The sequence below is a fragment of the Sporosarcina pasadenensis genome (assembly GCF_047228845.1).
Classification (GTDB): Bacteria; Bacillota; Bacilli; order Bacillales_A; family Planococcaceae; genus Sporosarcina.
The window spans coordinates 462,774-480,654 of record NZ_JBFEGM010000001.1; the positions used below are offsets into that span (position 1 = coordinate 462,774).

At 44.0% G+C, this 17,881-nt stretch carries 19 protein-coding genes; all 19 read right to left on the reverse strand.

Annotated features, from left to right (window positions below; translation table 11 throughout):
• Positions 1-3: 3 nt before the first annotated feature.
• The 19 genes from AB1K89_RS02355 to AB1K89_RS02445 all read right to left on the reverse strand — a co-directional run bounded on the left by AB1K89_RS02355 (position 4) and on the right by AB1K89_RS02445 (position 17,852).
• Positions 4-2,052, reverse strand: coding sequence for a chemotaxis protein CheW (locus tag AB1K89_RS02355; protein WP_413053188.1), 2,049 nt, complete (start codon positions 2,050-2,052; stop codon positions 4-6).
• 12 nt (positions 2,053-2,064) lie between these two features.
• Positions 2,065-3,141, reverse strand: coding sequence for a protein-glutamate methylesterase/protein-glutamine glutaminase (locus tag AB1K89_RS02360; protein WP_413053438.1), 1,077 nt, complete (start codon positions 3,139-3,141; stop codon positions 2,065-2,067).
• 52 nt (positions 3,142-3,193) lie between these two features.
• Positions 3,194-4,057: a MinD/ParA family protein gene (locus tag AB1K89_RS02365; RefSeq protein WP_413053189.1), complete on the reverse strand. Its 864-nt coding sequence runs from the start codon at positions 4,055-4,057 to the stop codon at positions 3,194-3,196.
• Positions 4,050-5,162, reverse strand: a complete 1,113-nt coding sequence (gene flhF / locus AB1K89_RS02370) for a flagellar biosynthesis GTPase FlhF (RefSeq protein ID WP_413053190.1) — start codon at positions 5,160-5,162, stop codon at positions 4,050-4,052. The genes AB1K89_RS02365 and flhF overlap by 8 nt, the downstream gene beginning before the upstream one ends.
• A complete protein-coding gene (gene flhA, locus AB1K89_RS02375; protein ID WP_413053191.1) occupies positions 5,162-7,192 on the reverse strand; it encodes a flagellar biosynthesis protein FlhA in 2,031 nt (676 codons plus the stop codon). The genes flhF and flhA overlap by 1 nt, the downstream gene beginning before the upstream one ends.
• Positions 7,193-7,283: 91 nt before the next feature.
• Positions 7,284-8,363 carry a flagellar biosynthesis protein FlhB gene (gene flhB, locus AB1K89_RS02380; protein ID WP_413053192.1) on the reverse strand — a complete coding sequence of 360 codons (1,080 nt, stop codon included), beginning with the start codon at positions 8,361-8,363 and terminating at the stop codon, positions 7,284-7,286.
• Between the two features lie 3 nt (positions 8,364-8,366).
• On the reverse strand, positions 8,367-9,143 hold the full coding sequence (gene fliR, locus AB1K89_RS02385; RefSeq protein ID WP_413053193.1) for a flagellar biosynthetic protein FliR: 777 nt from the start codon (positions 9,141-9,143) through the stop codon (positions 8,367-8,369).
• A 4-nt stretch (positions 9,144-9,147) separates the two neighbouring features.
• Positions 9,148-9,417 (reverse strand): flagellar biosynthesis protein FliQ, encoded by a 270-nt coding sequence (gene fliQ, locus AB1K89_RS02390; protein WP_252503593.1) that lies wholly within the window; start codon positions 9,415-9,417, stop codon positions 9,148-9,150.
• A gap of 78 nt (positions 9,418-9,495) precedes the next feature.
• Positions 9,496-10,161, reverse strand: a complete 666-nt coding sequence (gene fliP, locus AB1K89_RS02395; protein WP_413053194.1) for a flagellar type III secretion system pore protein FliP — start codon at positions 10,159-10,161, stop codon at positions 9,496-9,498.
• Positions 10,154-10,846 (reverse strand): flagellar biosynthetic protein FliO, encoded by a 693-nt coding sequence (locus AB1K89_RS02400; protein ID WP_413053195.1) that lies wholly within the window; start codon positions 10,844-10,846, stop codon positions 10,154-10,156. Before AB1K89_RS02400 ends, fliP begins: the two co-directional genes overlap by 8 nt.
• Positions 10,847-10,848: 2 nt before the next feature.
• Positions 10,849-11,211 (reverse strand): response regulator, encoded by a 363-nt coding sequence (locus tag AB1K89_RS02405; protein ID WP_252503596.1) that lies wholly within the window; start codon positions 11,209-11,211, stop codon positions 10,849-10,851.
• A 19-nt stretch (positions 11,212-11,230) separates the two neighbouring features.
• Positions 11,231-12,466, reverse strand: coding sequence for a flagellar motor switch phosphatase FliY (gene fliY, locus AB1K89_RS02410; protein ID WP_413053439.1), 1,236 nt, complete (start codon positions 12,464-12,466; stop codon positions 11,231-11,233).
• Positions 12,459-13,457 (reverse strand): flagellar motor switch protein FliM, encoded by a 999-nt coding sequence (fliM, locus tag AB1K89_RS02415; protein ID WP_413053196.1) that lies wholly within the window; start codon positions 13,455-13,457, stop codon positions 12,459-12,461. Before fliM ends, fliY begins: the two co-directional genes overlap by 8 nt.
• A 38-nt stretch (positions 13,458-13,495) precedes the next feature.
• Positions 13,496-13,921: a flagellar basal body-associated protein FliL gene (gene fliL, locus AB1K89_RS02420; RefSeq protein WP_413053197.1), complete on the reverse strand. Its 426-nt coding sequence runs from the start codon at positions 13,919-13,921 to the stop codon at positions 13,496-13,498.
• Positions 13,911-14,132, reverse strand: a complete 222-nt coding sequence (locus tag AB1K89_RS02425) for a flagellar FlbD family protein (RefSeq protein ID WP_413053198.1) — start codon at positions 14,130-14,132, stop codon at positions 13,911-13,913. Before AB1K89_RS02425 ends, fliL begins: the two co-directional genes overlap by 11 nt.
• Before the next feature lie 392 nt (positions 14,133-14,524).
• Positions 14,525-15,442 (reverse strand): flagellar basal body rod protein FlgG, encoded by a 918-nt coding sequence (flgG, locus tag AB1K89_RS02430; RefSeq protein ID WP_413053199.1) that lies wholly within the window; start codon positions 15,440-15,442, stop codon positions 14,525-14,527.
• Positions 15,443-15,530: 88 nt separating this feature from the next.
• Positions 15,531-15,911 (reverse strand): TIGR02530 family flagellar biosynthesis protein, encoded by a 381-nt coding sequence (locus AB1K89_RS02435; RefSeq protein WP_413053200.1) that lies wholly within the window; start codon positions 15,909-15,911, stop codon positions 15,531-15,533.
• Positions 15,912-15,929: 18 nt separating this feature from the next.
• Positions 15,930-16,577, reverse strand: a complete 648-nt coding sequence (flgD, locus tag AB1K89_RS02440; RefSeq protein ID WP_413053201.1) for a flagellar hook assembly protein FlgD — start codon at positions 16,575-16,577, stop codon at positions 15,930-15,932.
• Between the two features lie 3 nt (positions 16,578-16,580).
• A complete protein-coding gene (locus AB1K89_RS02445) occupies positions 16,581-17,852 on the reverse strand; it encodes a flagellar hook-length control protein FliK (protein WP_413053202.1) in 1,272 nt (423 codons plus the stop codon).
• Positions 17,853-17,881 lie beyond the last annotated feature (29 nt).

Genomic DNA, 17,881 nt, shown 5'->3' on the forward strand with positions numbered 1-17,881 from the left:
CGCCTATTTGATCAGTGCATTGCAATCCACGATAAGCGCAACTTGGCCGTTTCCTAAAATCGTAGCGCCAGAAATGGCGAATACGCTCTGCAGATAATTGCCAAGCGATTTCAACACGACCTCTTGCTGCCCGATAAAGGAATCCACGACGAGCCCTGCCATTTTATCCCCTTTACGGACGATTACAACGGATTGGAATTCCTCCAGTTCCTGTGCTCCATCCATCTCGAAAATCCCTTTCAAGTTGACGAGTGGGACAATGGTTCCTCTGAAGTCAATCACTTTTTGGTTATGCGCGTTCAAAATATCTGATGTTTGAATGATTGCCGTTTCGATAATCGATGACAATGGGATTGCATAAATATCCTTATCCAAATTGACGAGCATGACTGAAATTATAGATAACGTCAATGGCAATTGAACTTGAAATAGAGAACCTTGCCCTTCCGTGGAATCGATTGTAATATAGCCTCCAAGCGATTCGATCGTGCTTTTCACGACATCCAGACCGACTCCGCGACCGGATACATCTGTTATCTTTTCAGCGGTGGAAAATCCTGATGCCAAGATGAGCTCAGAAATCTGCCGATCCGTCAAAGTGGCAGCAATCTCTTCAGTGACGACGCCTCTTTCAAGAGCTTTCTGTAAGACCCGTTCCTTATTAACGCCTGCACCGTCATCTTCCAGCTCAATGAATACGTGATTTCCGGAATGATATGCCCTCAATGTGACAGTACCTTCTTCCGGTTTCCCTTTTGCAATTCGCTCAGCCGGGCTCTCGATGCCATGATCCAATGCGTTTCGAATTAAATGTACGAGGGGGTCCCCTATTTCATCGATGACTGTCCGATCCAATTCAGTTTCTGCCCCTATGATTTCAAGATTAATTTTCTTATCTAAATCACGTGCAAGTTGTCGAACCATTTTGGGGAAACGGTTGAATACAGTTTCCACCGGAATCATGCGCATATTCAGGATAATGTTTTGAAGGTCGCCTGAAACCCTTGTCATCCGCTCGACAGTCTCATTCAAATCTGGATTATGTAACTCACTTGCAATCGATTGCAAACGTCCTCTGTCGATGACCAGTTCTTCGAAGAGATTCATTAGAATGTCCAACCGTTCTATATTGACACGGATTGTCTTGTTTGCATTATGTGCATTCGCTGCGCGGCGTCCTTTTTGAGGGGGTGCTTCGACCTTCCCTGTTTCTTTAGGGACTGCAACTTCAGATGCAACTTCATTTTCAGCAGGCGAGTCGCTCACTGGACGGGAAATATTGGCAATTGAGTTGACATGTACGCTTTCCACTTCGGACACCTTCATCACTTTCGCTTCAAGAGAGCTTGCTTCCTCACTCGTGATGAGGACTACAGTGAACAGTTCATCGAAATCCTCATTTTCCAACTGTTCAACGGCGGGTTTTGTCTTAACAATCTCCCCAGATTTCTCAAGAATCTCGAAAACCATGAACACTCTGGCTGCCTTGAGCAGGCAATCCTCACGGAGTGTGACCGAGATTTCGAAAGCATGAAAACCTTGTTCTTGCGATTGCTCGATGACAGTCATTTCATAATCATCATAATGGAGCGTAGGTACATCTTGCGTTTTGTGCGGCTCGATTGCCAATGTAGAGGCTGCCGTCTCCATTGCCGGAATAGAAACCGCTGTTTCTCCCGCCTCGATTCGGTTCAATGCAGAAACGAGTTCCTGAACATCCTTTTTACCTGTCCCGCCTTCTTCAATGTCCATCACCATTTCTTCCAAATAGTCGACAGCTTTGAAGACGATGTCGAGGATTTCTGTGGAAACACGGATTTTCGAGTTTCGGATTGCATCCAGCACATTTTCCATTTTATGCGTCAAGTCAGCGATATCTTCATAACCCATTGTCGCTGACATACCTTTCAATGTATGAGCCGAACGGAAAACTTCATTGACGATTGCCAAGTCTTCAGGGTTTTTTTCCAATTCCAATAAGTGCTCATTGCACGCTTGAAGATGCTCTTTACTTTCTTCAAGAAACATTTCAAGATATTGATTCGTATCCATAATTTCGCCCCCTTAAGATTGTAAGATTTCCGTTATTGTTGCCGCGATGCATTGTACATCAACGACCTGGTCGGCAAGTCCGGCTTCTTTGATCGCTTTTGGCATGCCGTACACAACGGAAGTTCTATCAGACTCAGCAATCGTAATCGTCATACATGCTGATTTCAGTTGTTGCATGCCTTTAGTGCCGTCTTGCCCCATCCCTGTCATAATAGCAGTTATATATTTCAGCTCCCGCATGGAAGCAGCAGACTCCAATAGTACGTCAACGGATGGCCGATGCCCCGCTCTTGGCGGATCCACATCGTCGAGCCGGGCACAATAGCCTGTCGGGCATTTCTCGATTTTTAAATGCCTTCCGCCTGGGGCGATATATGCTACCCCTTTCAGAAGAGGTTCGCCGTCCTCTGCTTCCTTTACGTGGATGTCACTTAAGCCGTCCAGTCTTTGTGCCAATGATTTCGTAAAACCTGGCGGCATATGTTGGACGATCAAAATTGGGGCGTTTATATCAGACGGCAGCCGTGTAAGTACTTCTTGTAGCGCACGAGGACCCCCTGTCGATGTGCCTATTATAACAAAAGTCTGTTGCCCTATGGAAATCTTTTTATGTTGCAATGAATCTGTTTTATCGGATGGCGATAAGGACATAGTTATAGTTTTGTTGAAAAGGATTTCTTTAGGCACTTGCTTCGTTTGCAATTTAGGTTGTTTTACGAGATTGGAAATTTTGACGTTTGTCGCAGCTACGACTTTCCGGACAATTTCCTGTTCCACTTCATGCAGATTGAGTGAAATGGCTCCTCCAGGCTTAGCGACAAAATCTACCGCTCCATACTCCATGGCGATCATTGTGTTTTCCGCCCCGGTTTCGGTCGTGCTAGAGAGCATTACGACCGGAGTCGGTCGTTGCACCATAATTTGTTTCAATGCTTCAAGCCCATTCATGAGCGGCATCTCGATATCCATCGTAACGACATCCGGCCGAAGTTCCAGCACTTTTGCAACAGCATCTTTGCCGTTGCGTGCTGTTCCAATCACTTCAAGCAAAGGATGTTTCGAAAGCATCTCCGATATAAGCTTTCGCATAAAAGCGGAATCATCAACTACAAGCACTTTTTTCACAGTGCTTACTTCCAATTCATTCACGCCCTTTCAAGAAAATCCCCTTCAACTTTTTAAGGAACCCGGTGCCTTGTTTATCCTCTTCCCGATCTGTTTTGACAAATTCATTAGCAATTGCTGTCATCCTCTTTGAAACAGGAGCGTTCGGATAGAGAAGTAAAAACGGTTTTTGGGCGACTACGGCTTTCTGGACGGCATCGTCTTCCGGTAAAAATCCTAATATAAACGTTTCTTTATCAAGGAATTTACGCATCGCATATTGCAACCGTGTCACTGCATCATTGCCGTCATTGAGTCTTGTCACCCGATTGCTGACAATGCTGAATTTCTTATCCGGATCCTTCAGACAGATGAATTTCATCATGGAATAAGCATCCGTAATAGATGTTGGCTCTGTCGTCGAGATGACAATCACTTCATCGACCGCAATGATCAATTCGATCGAACGCTGCGTGGCACCTGCTCCCATATCGAAAAGGATGAAATCATACTCTCTTTGCAATTGTTCGAAGGCGGCAATCAATCTTTCGAACATATCCTCAGACCAATCAAGAACAGAGTCCAGCCCCGACCCGCCTGAAATGAATGTAAGACCATGCTCATCGGTATTGATGACGCTTTCCAATGATTGTTGGCCGATCAAATAATCTTTCAAACTATATGTAGGAGCGACGCCAAGTAAGATATGGATATTGCCCATGCCGATATCCATATCGACGACAATGACATTCTTTCCTCTCAACCGTAAAGAGTGGGCGAAGTTCGTCGAAAAATTTGACTTCCCCACTCCCCCTTTCCCACTGACGATAGCAATGGATTTAGCTAAACCGCCTTGAGCCTTCAACATTTTCATTCGAAGCGCTTCTGCTTGATCACGCATGTTCAGCACCTGCCAATAACAATTTAAGCATTTTCTCCAAATCCGCTTCAGCTAGATCTTCCGGAACTTCTTGTCCATCCGTGTAATAGGCTGCTCCTATGCCATATTGCTTCATTAAATTAAACATTGGACCGATTGACCCCGTTTCATCCACTTTCGTAAAAATGAACTTTTCAATCGGCAAGGAAGTGAATTTTTCGACAATCGTCTTCATATCTTCTTCTTTTGAAGTGATGGATAAGACGAGAAATGATTCCATATCGAGTGAAAAATCGATTAGATGTTTCAAATCATCTACAAATTTCATTTCTTTATAATTCCGCCCAGCGGTATCTATGAAAATCAAGTCCAAATCTTTCATTTTTTCGATAGCTTTTTCAAAATCTTTGCTATTGTAGGCGATTTCAACAGGAGCCTGCAACAAATTCGCATATGTACGCAATTGTTCGATTGCAGCTATCCGATATGTATCGGTCGTAATAAAGCCGATTTTCTTTTTTTCTTCTAAAAGGGCTCTTGCAGCAATTTTAGCGATTGTCGTCGTCTTCCCGACACCAGTCGGTCCGAGGACATTAATATATTTCTTAGAAAATGAAATGCCTCCAAAAGGTAATCCGGAGAATTCTTTCATTAAAAGAGTCTTGGCAATCTGCAACTGCTCCTCTTTCGAAAAATCCTTTTTCTTTTCTTTCATCTGTGCAAAGATTTCATTGCCGATTTGAAAAACCAACTCTTTTGATAGTTCCTGTCCTTCTAAAAAAGTGAGCAAAGGCTTCAGTTCATCCGGAAAATTGCCATACGAGGCGGACTGCTTCATTTCTTGAAGCAATCTCTTCATTTCATTCATTTCTTTCCTAATTTCCGCTTCCTGCTTCGGTTCGCCAGACTCGGTAGCCTGTTTTGGGACAAATGCCGGTTCTGCCGGCATTTGTGCAGGCTCGTCGAAACCGGCGACCACTTCTACCGACTTTTTCTTGAAGAACCCTAGGAACCCTTTGGAAGTTACGACATTCGAGCTGAGGATGACTGCATCATCCCCGAAATCGGCCCTCACTTTATTCATCGCCTCAACCATCGTATCGGCTATATACTTTTTCATTTTCATCAGATATCCACCACCCCGACACTTTGAACTTCAATAGAAGCTTCGAGCTCATTATAAGATAAAACCGGTATTTGCGGAAAATATCTTTCCGTAATTTGCCTTAAATACATTCGGATTGCGGGCGAGCAAAGGATGACAGGCGATTGATCCATCAACGCAACCCGTTCCACCTCTCTTGCAATCGATTCAAGTATTTCTTGGGAATGAGACGGGTCGATCGATAAATAATTGCCTTGCTCAGTCTGCTGGATATGATCCGCAATCAATTTTTCGACCTTGCCTGATACGGTAAGCACTTTTAACGCGTCGACTCCGGATGAGTATTGGGCTGTAATTTGTCTTGCTAGTGATTGTCGTACATATTCTGTCAGCAAATCGATATCAGATGTGTACTTCGAATAATCGGCAAGCGTTTCAAAAATGATCGGCAAGTTCCGGATGGAAACATTTTCATTCAACAGTTTCGCCAATACTTTCTGGATTTCACCGATCGATAGAGGAGTCGGTGTAAGTTCATCCACTAAGATCGGATACGTTTCGCGAACATGGTCGACAAGCTGCTTCGTCTCCTGACGTCCAATCAGATCAGCGGCGTTTGCCCTGATCACTTCAGTCAGATGGGTCGAAACGACGCTAGGAGGATCGACAACCGTATAGCCCATAATTTCCGCATCTTCTTTAACATCTTCCGTAATCCACTTTGCAGGGAGACCGAATGAAGGTTCAATCGTATCAATCCCGACAATCGAATCGTCGCCACCAGGACTCATCGCGAGGTAATGGTCTAGTAGGAGCTCGCCCCTGGCCAGCTCATTTCCCTTAATCTTAATACGATACTCATTCGGTTGCAGTTGAATATTATCCCGGATCCTGACGACTGGAATGACGAGACCCAATTCAAGTGCGAGCTGCCTCCTGATCATGACGACCCTGTCCAATAAATCCCCGCCTTGCTGTGCATCGACCAACGGGATAAGACCGTAGCCAAATTCGAATTCTATCGGATCTACATTTAGTAGGTTGACAACATTTTCGGGACTCTTCAACCCTTCCGTTTCAACCTCTTCCTCTATCTCGAGCAACTCATCTGGATCTTCTTCAGGTTGTCTGGACATGATGTAAGCTCCTAAGATGAGGAGTGCAGCAATTGGAATCGTAAGGACATCATTTATCGGTGTGAACAGTCCAAGCAGGAAAACTGTTGCTGCTGCTACATAGAGCAACTTAGGCTGGCCTAAAAGCTGTCTCGTAATATCCGAACCGAGATTCCCTTCAGAGGCTGCACGCGTTACGACAATTCCTGTAGCGGTCGAGATGAGCAAAGCAGGTATTTGGGAAACGATTCCGTCTCCGACAGTCAAACGTGAAAATTTGACGGCAGCTTCGGCAAAAGGCAGATCCATTTGCGCGACACCGATAATCATTCCTACGAGGAGGTTGATGATAACGATGATGATTCCTGCGATGGCATCTCCCTTAACAAATTTCGTAGCTCCGTCCATCGCGCCATAAAAGTCGGCTTCATTGCTCACCTTTTCACGACGAATCCTTGCTTCTGACTCAGAAATCATTCCTGCATTCAAATCGGCATCGATACTCATCTGCTTGCCCGGCATCGCATCGAGCGTAAAACGGGCAGCAACTTCTGAAACCCGCTCCGAACCCTTTGTGATAACGATGAATTGGATGATAATCAATATTACAAAGACGACAAGACCGACAACGATATTTCCACCTGTTACAAACGTACCGAACGTGTCAACAACTCCTCCTGCATCCCCTTGTGAAAGGATGGCACGGGTTGTTGAAACGTTCAAACCTAGACGGAAGAGCGTCAGAAGTAAAAGAAGTGAAGGAAATATTGAAAACTGCAATGCTTCCTGCATATTCATCGAAGTCAAAAGGACTAAGAGTGCAAGTGTAATATTAATAATGATCAAAAAGCTAAGAAGCCAAGGCGGTAATGGGATGACGAGCATTGCAACAATCATTATGACCGCTGCCAACACTCCAATATCTCTAAATTGCATGCCATCCCCACTTTCTCAAAATATATTATCAATTACGCCTATGCGTAATTGCGTTCGGAACGTAGTTGAATCAGGCAATTGCTGATTCAGGTTAGATTTTTCGTTGAATGCGATATACATATGCCAATATTTCAGCGACCGTCTTGAAAAACTGGTCGGGAATGCGACCTCCGATTTCCACATCATCATAGAGCGCCCTTGCAAGAGGGCGATTTTCCACCATGACGATATTATGCTCTTTCGCAATCAGCTTGATTTTCTGTGCGACGAAGTCGGCTCCCTTTGCAATAACGACGGGGGCGTCCATTTTTTCATCGTCATATTTCAACGCGATTGCAAAGTGGGTCGGATTCGTGATGACCACATCTGCCTGAGGCACTTCCTGCATCATCCTTCGCATCGCCATTTCCCTTTGGCGTTGTTTAATGCGCGATTTGATGATTGGATCGCCTTCTGTATTTTTATACTCGTCTTTAATATCCTGTTTGGACATCCGCAAGTTTTTCTCATAATCAAATTTCTGATAAAAATAATCCAGGATTGATATGAATAAGAGGACGAAGGACGCGACGATTCCCATTAACGCGACCAATTGGCCGACAGTAACCAACGTGTCATGCGGTGTCTTAAACGCTAGCCCTAAAACTTTTTCGATGTTCGTCATCAGAAGGAGCGTCGTCACTGATCCGATAAAAGAGATCTTTAGCAAAGACTTCAATAATTCAACGAGCGCTCGAATGGAAAATATTCGTTTCAATCCTTTTATCGGATCAATCTTTTTCAAATCGAATTTCAACGGCTCAGCCGTAAATAACAACCCGAATTGCATCAGGTTGCCCACGATGCCGGCAATTACCGCAATTGCCATAACGGGTAAGAGGATATAAGCCATTTGGACAATCATTTCTATGTAAACAATCATCGTTTGATCGATATCCAACGTCTTGATTGAAATCGACTCTGTAAAGGAATGTGTAAAAAAAACAAAGAACCGGTCCTTCATGAAGCCGGCACTGAAAAAAAGGAACAGGAATACGAAAAGAAGAACAATTGCAGTTGTTACATCCTGGCTCTTTAATACCTGTCCTTTCTTACGGGAATCCTGTCGTTTCTTCGGAGTGGCCTTCTCTGTCTTTTCGCCTGCAAAGAACTGTAAGTCCAAACGAATCATTTATCAGCCACCTCCCAAGATGATCATCAAATCCCTCATCGCCGACATCATCACTTCAAAAAGTTTGCGCATCATTGCAATCATGACCGTGAACATCGTCACAAGTACAAGAAAACTGACTCCGATTTTAATTGGGAAACCGACAACGAATATATTTAGTTGAGGAACCGTCCTCGCCGTTATGCCCAAAGCCAAGTCGACGAGAAACAAAGTTGCGACGATAGGTACAGACATTTGGAAGGCGATGGCGAACGTCGTGGCAAATGTTCTTATGACGAATTCGATTAGCCGTTCTTCACCGAATGCTGGCCAAAGCATGTCTATCGGAATAAAGCGATAACTATAGAAGATGCCGTCAAGCAGCATATGATGGCCATTCAGCGTCAGCAAAAGCAAAATGGCGAGAGCATTGAAAAACTGACCAAGCAATGGCGATTGGGCGCCAGTTTGAGGATCGATGACGTTTGCTATGGCAAAGCCCATTTGGAAGTCGATAAAGCCGCCTGCAATTTGAATTGCAGACATGACGATATAGGCGATAATTCCGATGAATAGGCCAGTAGTTGCTTCCTTGATGACAAGGAGTATGTATGTACCATCGATTTCCAGGTCGGGGGCATCTATTGTATAAACCATCATCCAAGCCAATAATGCGGCAAAGATTATCCTCTGTGTCGTCGGAATCGCCCGATAAGAAAACAAAGGGACAGTTACGATGAATGCGGTTACCCTTGTCAATATGAGTAAGTAAGCTGCTAACGAAGGAATCAGTTCTTCCATTCCATCACCCTATATACCGGACTAGATTATCGAAAATGTCTGTCGCGAATGCTGTAACCCTGGCTAACATCCAAGGCCCAAAAAAGACGAGAGCTACAAGGACAGCGATGATTTTTGGAACGAATGCCAATGTCTGCTCCTGAATTTGTGTCGTCGCTTGGAATATGCTGACGATCAACCCGGACACCAATGCGACAATTAACAGCGGACCGGAAGTTAATAAAATGACCCAGACCGACCGCTCGGCTATTGCTATAATTAATTCGCCTGTCATTACTAACCACTCCTAAACTGTAAAATCGCCGATTCTCCGATACGGATATGACAGGTGACCAACGAGAAAACTTTGATTCTAAAAACTTTGCAATAAAGACTTGACGATCAAATACCATCCATCAACAAGGACAAATAATAAAATCTTAAATGGCAAAGAAATCATGACTGGCGGCAACATCATCATCCCCATGGACATGAGTACGCTTGCAACAATCATATCTATGACGAGAAAGGGAATGAAAATCATGAAGCCCATTTGGAATGCTGTCTTAATTTCACTTAATGCGAAAGCCGGTACTAACATTGTCAGTGGTATGTCTTCCAATGATTCAGGACGCTCCGCTTGATTGTATCGTAAGAATAATTCCAAGTCCTTCTGCCTCGTATGTTTGCTCATGAACTCTTTGAACGGCAGACTAGCATTTTCATATGCTTCTTCAAGCGTAATCTCTTCAGCGAAAAGCGGCGATAGAGCTGTTTCATTCACCTTCTGGAAAGTCGGCGCCATGACAAAGAACGTCAAAAACAATGCAAGCCCGACAATCACTTGGTTTGGCGGCATTTGCTGCGTTGCCAATGCAGTTCTCACAAAAGACAAAACGATGATAATGCGGGCAAATGATGTCATGAGAATAAGGATTGCCGGTGCAAGCGACAGGACAGTGAGAAGGAGAAGCATTTTGATGGATGTCGATACGTTGGTCGGGTTGCTGTCCGAAAAAAACTGGACGAAATCATTCATCTTTTCTGCTCTCCTTTTCTGCCAATCGGTTCAAATGTTTTTTCCGCTCCGCTTTTAATTCATCAAGCTTCGACGTGAACATTTTCTTGAAATCAGCCGGTTGATCACGATCATCTATTGCGTCACCTTTATTCTGCGGAATCATTGTAAGCAATTTACTCACCAAGGCCGGTGGAGATTGAACCTCATCCTCGTCGAAATAACTTTCCAATGTACGAATCTCTTCGGGATTAGTAATCTCTTTTAGTAGCCTTACTTCGTCACCTACGCCAATAAGATAGTAGGAATCACCGATAACGACCAATTGGATGGATTTCTGTTGCCCTAAAGAGAGCCCCCCGACATTTTTCATCAAGCGATGCTGGTCAAACATACGATTCTTCCGGTTAATGAACTTCAAAAGAGCAAAAAGAAGACCGACTACAAAAAGCAATGCTAACAGCGTCTTCGTATAATCCCACCAAGACAAGCCGACAGCTGCCTCGTCTTGCGAACGGTCGGCAGCTGGTTCGTCTTTATCGATCACTTCTGTAATGCCTTGGCCTCCGTCATCATCCGTTCCGTACCAATCAGATACCGAATCATTCGAATCGGCATCTGCATATGTTTCGATAGGTATTGCCCCGAAAAAACAGATTGCTAGAAAGAAAAAGAATGAATACTTTAGAATGGCTGATAATTTCATAATTAACCTAAAGCTTTTTGGATCGCTTCAACGACACGGTCAGCTTGGAACGGCTTGACAATGAAGTCTTTTGCTCCTGCTTGGATTGCATCGATGACCATTGCTTGCTGCCCCATAGCGGAACACATGATGATTGTCGCTGACGGATCTTTCTCTTTAATCGCTTTCAACGCAGCAATACCGTCCATTTCAGGCATTGTAATATCCATCGTTACAAGATCCGGTTTCAATTCCATATATTTTTCAACGGCTTGTGCACCATCGGCGGCCTCTCCGACCACTTCAAAATTGTTCTTTGTCAAAATATCCTTGATCATCATACGCATGAAAGCCGCGTCATCTACTATTAAAATACGTTTACCCATTCTCTTGACCTCCCGGATCCTATCGTAAATTATTTAATCTCTCTGCTTGGCTTAAAATATCCGTTATCCGCACCCCGAAGTTCTCATCGATGACGACGACTTCCCCTTTGGCGATATGACGGTTATTCACTAAAATATCGACCGGTTCCCCCGCCAACTTATCCAATTCTATGATGGAGCCGCTGGACATTTCTAGGATTTCTTTAACCGATCGCTTTGTCCTTCCAAGTTCCACAGTCACTTGCAAAGGGATATCCAACAACATATTCAAATTATTCGTTTCTACATGATTCAACGAAGGCCCTTCAAAGCTTGCAAAGCGAGCTTGCTGAACATGCACAGGCGGTTGTTGCTGCCTTTGTGGCCTTTGCGATATTTGTTGCTGAACTGGCTGTTCGTAATAGGGTTGATCATAATAAGATTGCTCTGTCTGTTGGGACGCACTATGCCCACTGCTGAAATCGGAAAGGGCATCTTGTGGAAATTCCTCACGTTTCGGTTGCTCATAAGGCGGAGCGGGTCTGGTAGGAGTTTCCAAAGAAACTGCAGCTTCCTCTTCTGCACCCATGCCCATGAGCGATGCAACTAGGTTTTTTCCGAACTGGAGCGGGAAAAGCTGCATAATATTGGAGTCAATCAAATTTCCGACTTTCAATTCGAAGGATACTTTGATCATCATTTCATCCTTTGGAATCTTTTCAGTTCCAACTTCACTTTGCATATTCATCAAGTCGATTGATGGAGGGGAAATATCCACTTTCTTATTAAAAACAGTGGACATCGACGTAGCAGCCGACCCCATCATTTGGTTCATCGCCTCTTGAACAGCACTCAAATGGATTTCGTTCAGTTCTTCATCTGGAGCCATCCCATCTCCGCCAAGCATGAGATCGGCAATGATTGCAGCATCACTTTGTTTAATGACAAGTAGATTTGTCCCATCCAAACCTTCTGTATATTCCACTTGGACTGCCACATATGGATGGATGAATTCGGTTTCTAGCATACTGCGATCCACTACAGAGATTGCGGGTGTGGTAATTTCCACTTTTTGTCCGAGCAATGAAGAGAGGGCTGTCGCAGAGCTGCCGAAGGAAATATTCCCGACTTCCCCTAATGCGTCTTTCTCCATTTCACTTAATTGGTTGTCAAAATCCTGATGTTCAGAGGACGATGTTGCCGTTTCTTCCGTGCGGATCGGTTCTCCGCGCAGCAACGCTTCGATTTCTTCCTGAGAAAGCACATTATCACTCATCATCTTCATCCCCTCCGTTCAATATGTCAATTATTTGCACAGCCATCCTGTTTCGAAGATGTCCAGGTTGTGCTATGAATTTTGGTATGTCTCCCACCTTTACAATTAAGGGGTCTTCGATTTTCCGATCAAGGGAAATGACATCCCCGATTTGTAAGTACAAGAAATCCTCTACCGACATGGAACCTTTTCCTAATTCGGTAGTAAGCGGCAAGGTCGCTTGTTTCAACCGTTTTTCCAAAATGATGCTTTGTTCAGGCGTCGGTTCCTTCTTATTCGTCTGCATCCAATAACGGACAGATAAATTCGGGACGATCGGCTCGAGGACGACATGAGGAATACAAATATTGATCATGCCGCTCGATTCTCCGATGACGATATTAAACGAAATGACGACAACCGTTTCATTCGGCGAAATCATTTGAAGGAATTGTGGATTCACTTCCATTTCGGATAGGAACGGATCGATTTCAATAATGCCTGCCCAGGCTTCACGTAAATTATCGAATGACCGTTCGAAAAGGTTGGTCAATATCTTCGTTTCGATTTCAGTCATATTATCCACTTTTCCAGGTCCTTCTCCCACCCCGCCCATCAATCGGTCTAGCATGGAATAGGCGACGTTCGGATTGACTTCCATAATGATATTTCCTTCTAGTGGCGGCACTTCGAAAATATTGAGCAACGTCATATTTGGAATGGATCGTATGAATTCCTCAAAAGGGATCTGATCGACCGAAGCGACATTTATTTGAATATAAGTCCGCAATTGCGCAGAGAAGTAAGTCGTCAACAATCTTGCAAAATTCTCGTGGATTCGTGTCAAACTACGGATTTGATCTTTCGAGAAGCGGAGGGCACGCTTGAAATCATATACTTTGACCTTCCGGGTCTCATCTTCCTTCTTCATCTCTTCCGCTGACATTTCACCTGTCGATAATGCTGATAATAAAGCATCAATTTCATGTTGGGATAAAATATCTCCCGGCATAAGGCCACCTCCCGGCATAGTATATGTCCATCATTTTATTATTGGATAATATAAGAAACGATGTACACTTTTTCAATCTCACCCTCTTGCATGAGTGGATTCAATTGTGATTTGATGGAATCTTCGAATGCCTGCTTCCCTGCTTTTCCTTCAAAGTCTTTTGAGGTCATCTCGGATAGCTCCTGGATGACGATGTTTTGAACTTGGAAATCCCGTTTCGCTAGTTCTGCAGCGGCTTTCTTATTTGTCGTTTGGATTTTCAATGAAATGCGGATAAATTGACGACCAGATAAATTCGTCATGATTTCCGGCACGTCGACGGACGCTTCAAGGATTTCATCAATCGTCGGCTCTGTATTCGCGGAATCCCCTTTTAATTGGAGGGTGAGGATCAGGCCGATTATCCCGACTAGTGTCAAGGTTACTACAATGATTAATGCGATTGTCAATGCTTTATTTTTCATCTTCTTCACCCCGGATATGCGGATTCGATAGTACTTGGACCGATTGATAAAAATCAATGATGCGTTGATTGACTTCGTCGATTGGGTCCAGGACGACGTATTTGGTGCCGGTCGTCAATGTGATGGTCGTATCGGGAAACGATTCGATCGTTTCTATGTATAGAGCGTTCAACATGAACGCTTTGCCGTTGAGGCGTGTAACTTTGATCATATGTAAGGGGCCGGGCACAGGGCCGGCCCGACCCTCCTTTGCTAATAACGCATAAAGTTCTTTACTTGCGCATAAACTCGTTGAATTACGCATAACTGGCTCTAAATGCGCATAATACTTTTTAAAAGCTCATAAATGTCTGTAATGAAGCATAAATGCTTCTTGAAGCGCATAACAGGATTCTAACTTATAACTTAGTCCGTTGCTTTTCGTTTCAGCACTCGCTTTCCGCGGGCATGGCTTGAGCCTCCTCGTCTGCTTCGCTACCTGCGGGGTCTCAAGGCTCATGCTATTCCCGCAGGAGTCTCGCGCTTGCACTTCAAGCAACTACAGCTACTAAAATAAAGATCTATTAATTAAAGAAGTAATAGTTATTCAATAGGCTCATATACTTATCGTTTCAAATTGACAAGTTCTTGAAGAATTTCATCGGATGTTGTGATAATACGTGTGTTTGCTTGGAAACCACGTTGCGCAACGATCATTTCAGTGAATTCCTCGGCAAGGTCAACGTTGGACATTTCTAGAAAGCCAGATTCCACTTTTCCCATACCTTGCTCAGTAGCTGTGGAATAAAACACTGTACCAGAGTTAGCGGATTCTTGGAAGTAATTCCCTCCCACTTTATTCATTCCCCCTGGGTTTGAGAATTTCCCCATCACTAACTGTCCTGCGTATTTCAATTCTCCTGCCGAGTCTACGAATGTGACCGTTCCATTTTGAGAAACTGACATACTTTGAGCATCTGTTGGAATACGAATAGGTTGTTCTGCTGCGCCTGTAGGTACTGTAGGTTTTGTTCCATCAGCTTTTGAGACTATCGCTGGAAAACCATCTGCTTTTGGAAAAGTCGTACCTGCGTCAGTCGCTCCCTTATCAGCAGCAAAACCATATAGGTATTTTCCATCTGCATTGACCAAATAGCCATCATTATCCATATAAAAATTCCCTGCGCGTGTGTAGGTTGGGTTCGTAAAGCTAGTTGCGGTACCATCAGATACTATAAAAAATCCATCGCCAGCAACCGCTAAATCAAGTGTATTTCCTGTAAACTGCGTTGAACCACCAGTATGCATAGTGTCAATTGCCGCAACTTGAGAACCAAGCCCAACTTGTTTCGGATTGACACCTCCACGTGTAGCACTTCCAGCTGAAGCACCCGCCACTGTCTGCGAGATCAAGTCTTTAAATATAACTCTACCCTTCTTAAACCCATAAGTATTAACATTCGATATATTGTTCCCGATAACATCCAATTTAGTTTGGAAGTTTCGGAGACCTGAGATTCCTGAGTACATTGATCGTAACATGTTTATTTTTCCCCTCTCGGATTATGAAGTGTACCGCCTCTGTCAGTCGGCAGTACGTCGGCATCCTCTTTCTGAGGTCCTGCCGTTGTTAGCTGAGCACAATTGTGCCGTCGATGTTTGTGAATAATTGATCTTTTGCTTCCTTGCGATCCATCGCTGTAATGACGGTGGAATTTTTTGCGCTGATGATCAGTGCTGCTTGATCCATCAGTACAAGCGATTCTTTGATACCCTTCACTTTTGCTTCATTCACCTTGTCTGTGATGTGAGCCCATTCAGTTTCTGAAATATGAATGTTCCGCTCCTTCAGCCTGTCATTTGCATGTTTGCTGATTTTGAGTTCTTGTGGCTGTATTGCCTTGTTCAGCTGTTCAATAAAAGACTGTTTCGGCTTGGGCGGAGTTTTCAATGTTTGTCCATGACGGATGAGTGGCTGCGATGGAACGTGGTGGATGTTCAACTTATTCATACACTCGCTCCTCTTTTCTTATTGGCTAATGGAAGTGAATGAGTTTCCGTCGAGTCTACTGCCGTCGTCCAAAATATATTGAAGTTTCCCTTCTTTATTTGAAACAGATATGACAGTTCCTGACTTTTCCTCTTCTCCATCCATATATCCGACTGTTTTACCAATCAACAGGCTGGCTTCTACTAAACTATTTGTATTTCCTGAACCTGATAGCACTTCTGAAATATTGCCGGGCGTCAGCTCCTTCCCGTCTGCCATTGTAAAGACGACAGATCCGTTCACGAATTTCGCTGATTGGATGACGCCTGTCCCTTCATTGACAATCGGCTTTCCCGCTTCGTCTTTCTTATCGCTCAATTCATGCCAGCGGACATTCTTTCCGACGAATTGGTTGTATTGAATCAATTGGGATTGGTTTTGTGCCTCGGCGAACTTTTCGAATGCACTTGCCAAGTTCATCGTTTGTTCCAATGACGAAAACTGTGCCATCTGCGCGATGAATTCGTTGTCTTTCATTGGGTTCGTCGGATCCTGGTTTTGCAGCTGTGCAATAAGGATTTTCATGAAAGCGTCTTTGCCCATCGTATCCGGCCCTGTTTTCCGTTGATCTCGCTGTTTATTAAGTAGAAACATCGATTCGGTAATCGGTTTTTGTCCCTCTACCATTCACTACACCTCCAGTTCAATCATATATTCCTCGAATGATTGTTCTTCATCAGTTGATTTGTTTTGCTTGTTATCTTCTGACTGTTGCTCACGTTGGAACTGTTCATTAAAAGATTGTTCACGTTCGTTTCTGTGCGATTCTTGCAGTGTCTGTGCAACGTCAATGCGGTCGACTTGTAAGTTCTGTTGATTGAATGCATGTTTCAGTTGATGCAACTGGCTGTCAAGCAGTCCTTTTGCAAATGCCGTCGATGCAAGGATTCTCGCTGTCATGATTCCGTTCGTTTCAAGCAGTTCTATACGGATTTGGCCAAGATGTTCGGGATATAGCTTGATGAGCATCCGATTGGACCCGCCTACTTGGCCAAAATTAGCCCTCTTCATGAGTGCTTGCATTTCCTTCAATAAAGACTCGCTTCGATTCGTTGGATTCGATTCGGCCTGTTGTACTGGCACTTCGCCTCTAACTGTTGTAGCAGCTAGGTGCGCTGAACTCAAATGCGCTGTTGTATCGGACTGTTTCTGCCCTGAGCTTTCAGCATTCGTTGAAGTTCCAGAATTCGTTTCAAGAATGATTCTGAATTCCGTTTTTTGTTGGATGAATGGCAGCTGCTCCTGTTTTCCTATCGCCAGTATTCGCTGCTCGAATTGTCCAGCAGCACTTGTAAGCATATTGCGGAAACTGTCGGCCTTCTGCTCCATTGAAATGACCATGTCAACTTTTGACGTAAGCAAGTCTACCGCTTTTAAAACCGATAGGAGTTGGGTAGCTTCATTCCTTGAAGCCGGATTTTGAAGAGCTTCATTTAGATGATCAAAAAATCGGATTCCCGCTTCGTCGATTATGTTCAATAATGACCACATATCAGAAGCAATGGTCAATTCATCTGTTTCAGCTTTTGTCATACCGGCTTTCTCTAACAATTGTTTAAGCCGTTCGAGAATTTCTTCCGGATTGATCGACAACAGCTTTGCAAAATCCTCCAGGTTTCCTTTGTTCCCCAATGCTTCGACATTAGTTGACAACTCGATATTGCCGCTACCTGGAATCGCTTGTATCGCTTTCTCCAACTCTTCCATGGTTGACGCATTGAAAACATTTATGATCGATTCGATTGGGAGTTCTCCGTCAACCGTATGCTTCGGTTCTACATCCCGCGTTGAAATACCGGCGAACACTGCGCCGAATTTCGAAGTTCCCGGGCCGCCTTTTTGCGGATTGCTAGCTGATATTTTATTCATGCCAACCATTGTTTGCAATGCTCCGATGTTCACTCTATTATTCACCTCCCCTCAATGTGTCA

Excerpts from the sequence above, each read along its gene's own strand:
- AB1K89_RS02405 (WP_252503596.1), bottom strand. The coding sequence starts at position 11,211 with ATGGGTAAACGTATTTTAATAGTAGATGACGCGGCTTTCATGCGTATG.
- flgG (WP_413053199.1), bottom strand. The coding sequence starts at position 15,442 with ATGTTACGATCAATGTACTCAGGAATCTCAGGTCTCCGAAACTTCCAA.
- fliY (WP_413053439.1), bottom strand. The coding sequence starts at position 12,466 with ATGAGTGATAATGTGCTTTCTCAGGAAGAAATCGAAGCGTTGCTGCGC.
- flhB (WP_413053192.1), bottom strand. The coding sequence starts at position 8,363 with ATGATTCGTTTGGACTTACAGTTCTTTGCAGGCGAAAAGACAGAGAAG.
- AB1K89_RS02400 (WP_413053195.1), bottom strand. The coding sequence starts at position 10,846 with ATGAAATTATCAGCCATTCTAAAGTATTCATTCTTTTTCTTTCTAGCA.
- fliQ (WP_252503593.1), bottom strand. The coding sequence starts at position 9,417 with ATGACAGGCGAATTAATTATAGCAATAGCCGAGCGGTCGGTCTGGGTC.
- AB1K89_RS02425 (WP_413053198.1), bottom strand. The coding sequence starts at position 14,132 with ATGATCAAAGTTACACGCCTCAACGGCAAAGCGTTCATGTTGAACGCT.
- fliL (WP_413053197.1), bottom strand. The coding sequence starts at position 13,921 with ATGAAAAATAAAGCATTGACAATCGCATTAATCATTGTAGTAACCTTG.
- AB1K89_RS02355 (WP_413053188.1), bottom strand. The coding sequence starts at position 2,052 with ATGGATACGAATCAATATCTTGAAATGTTTCTTGAAGAAAGTAAAGAG.
- fliR (WP_413053193.1), bottom strand. The coding sequence starts at position 9,143 with ATGGAAGAACTGATTCCTTCGTTAGCAGCTTACTTACTCATATTGACA.
- AB1K89_RS02365 (WP_413053189.1), bottom strand. The coding sequence starts at position 4,057 with ATGCGTGATCAAGCAGAAGCGCTTCGAATGAAAATGTTGAAGGCTCAA.
- fliM (WP_413053196.1), bottom strand. The coding sequence starts at position 13,457 with ATGCCGGGAGATATTTTATCCCAACATGAAATTGATGCTTTATTATCA.
- AB1K89_RS02360 (WP_413053438.1), bottom strand. The coding sequence starts at position 3,141 with ATGCGAAAGCTTATATCGGAGATGCTTTCGAAACATCCTTTGCTTGAA.
- flhF (WP_413053190.1), bottom strand. The coding sequence starts at position 5,162 with ATGAAAATGAAAAAGTATATAGCCGATACGATGGTTGAGGCGATGAAT.
- flgD (WP_413053201.1), bottom strand. The coding sequence starts at position 16,577 with ATGGTAGAGGGACAAAAACCGATTACCGAATCGATGTTTCTACTTAAT.
- flhA (WP_413053191.1), bottom strand. The coding sequence starts at position 7,192 with ATGCAATTTAGAGATATTGGAGTGTTGGCAGCGGTCATAATGATTGTT.
- fliP (WP_413053194.1), bottom strand. The coding sequence starts at position 10,161 with ATGAATGATTTCGTCCAGTTTTTTTCGGACAGCAACCCGACCAACGTA.
- AB1K89_RS02435 (WP_413053200.1), bottom strand. The coding sequence starts at position 15,911 with ATGAATAAGTTGAACATCCACCACGTTCCATCGCAGCCACTCATCCGT.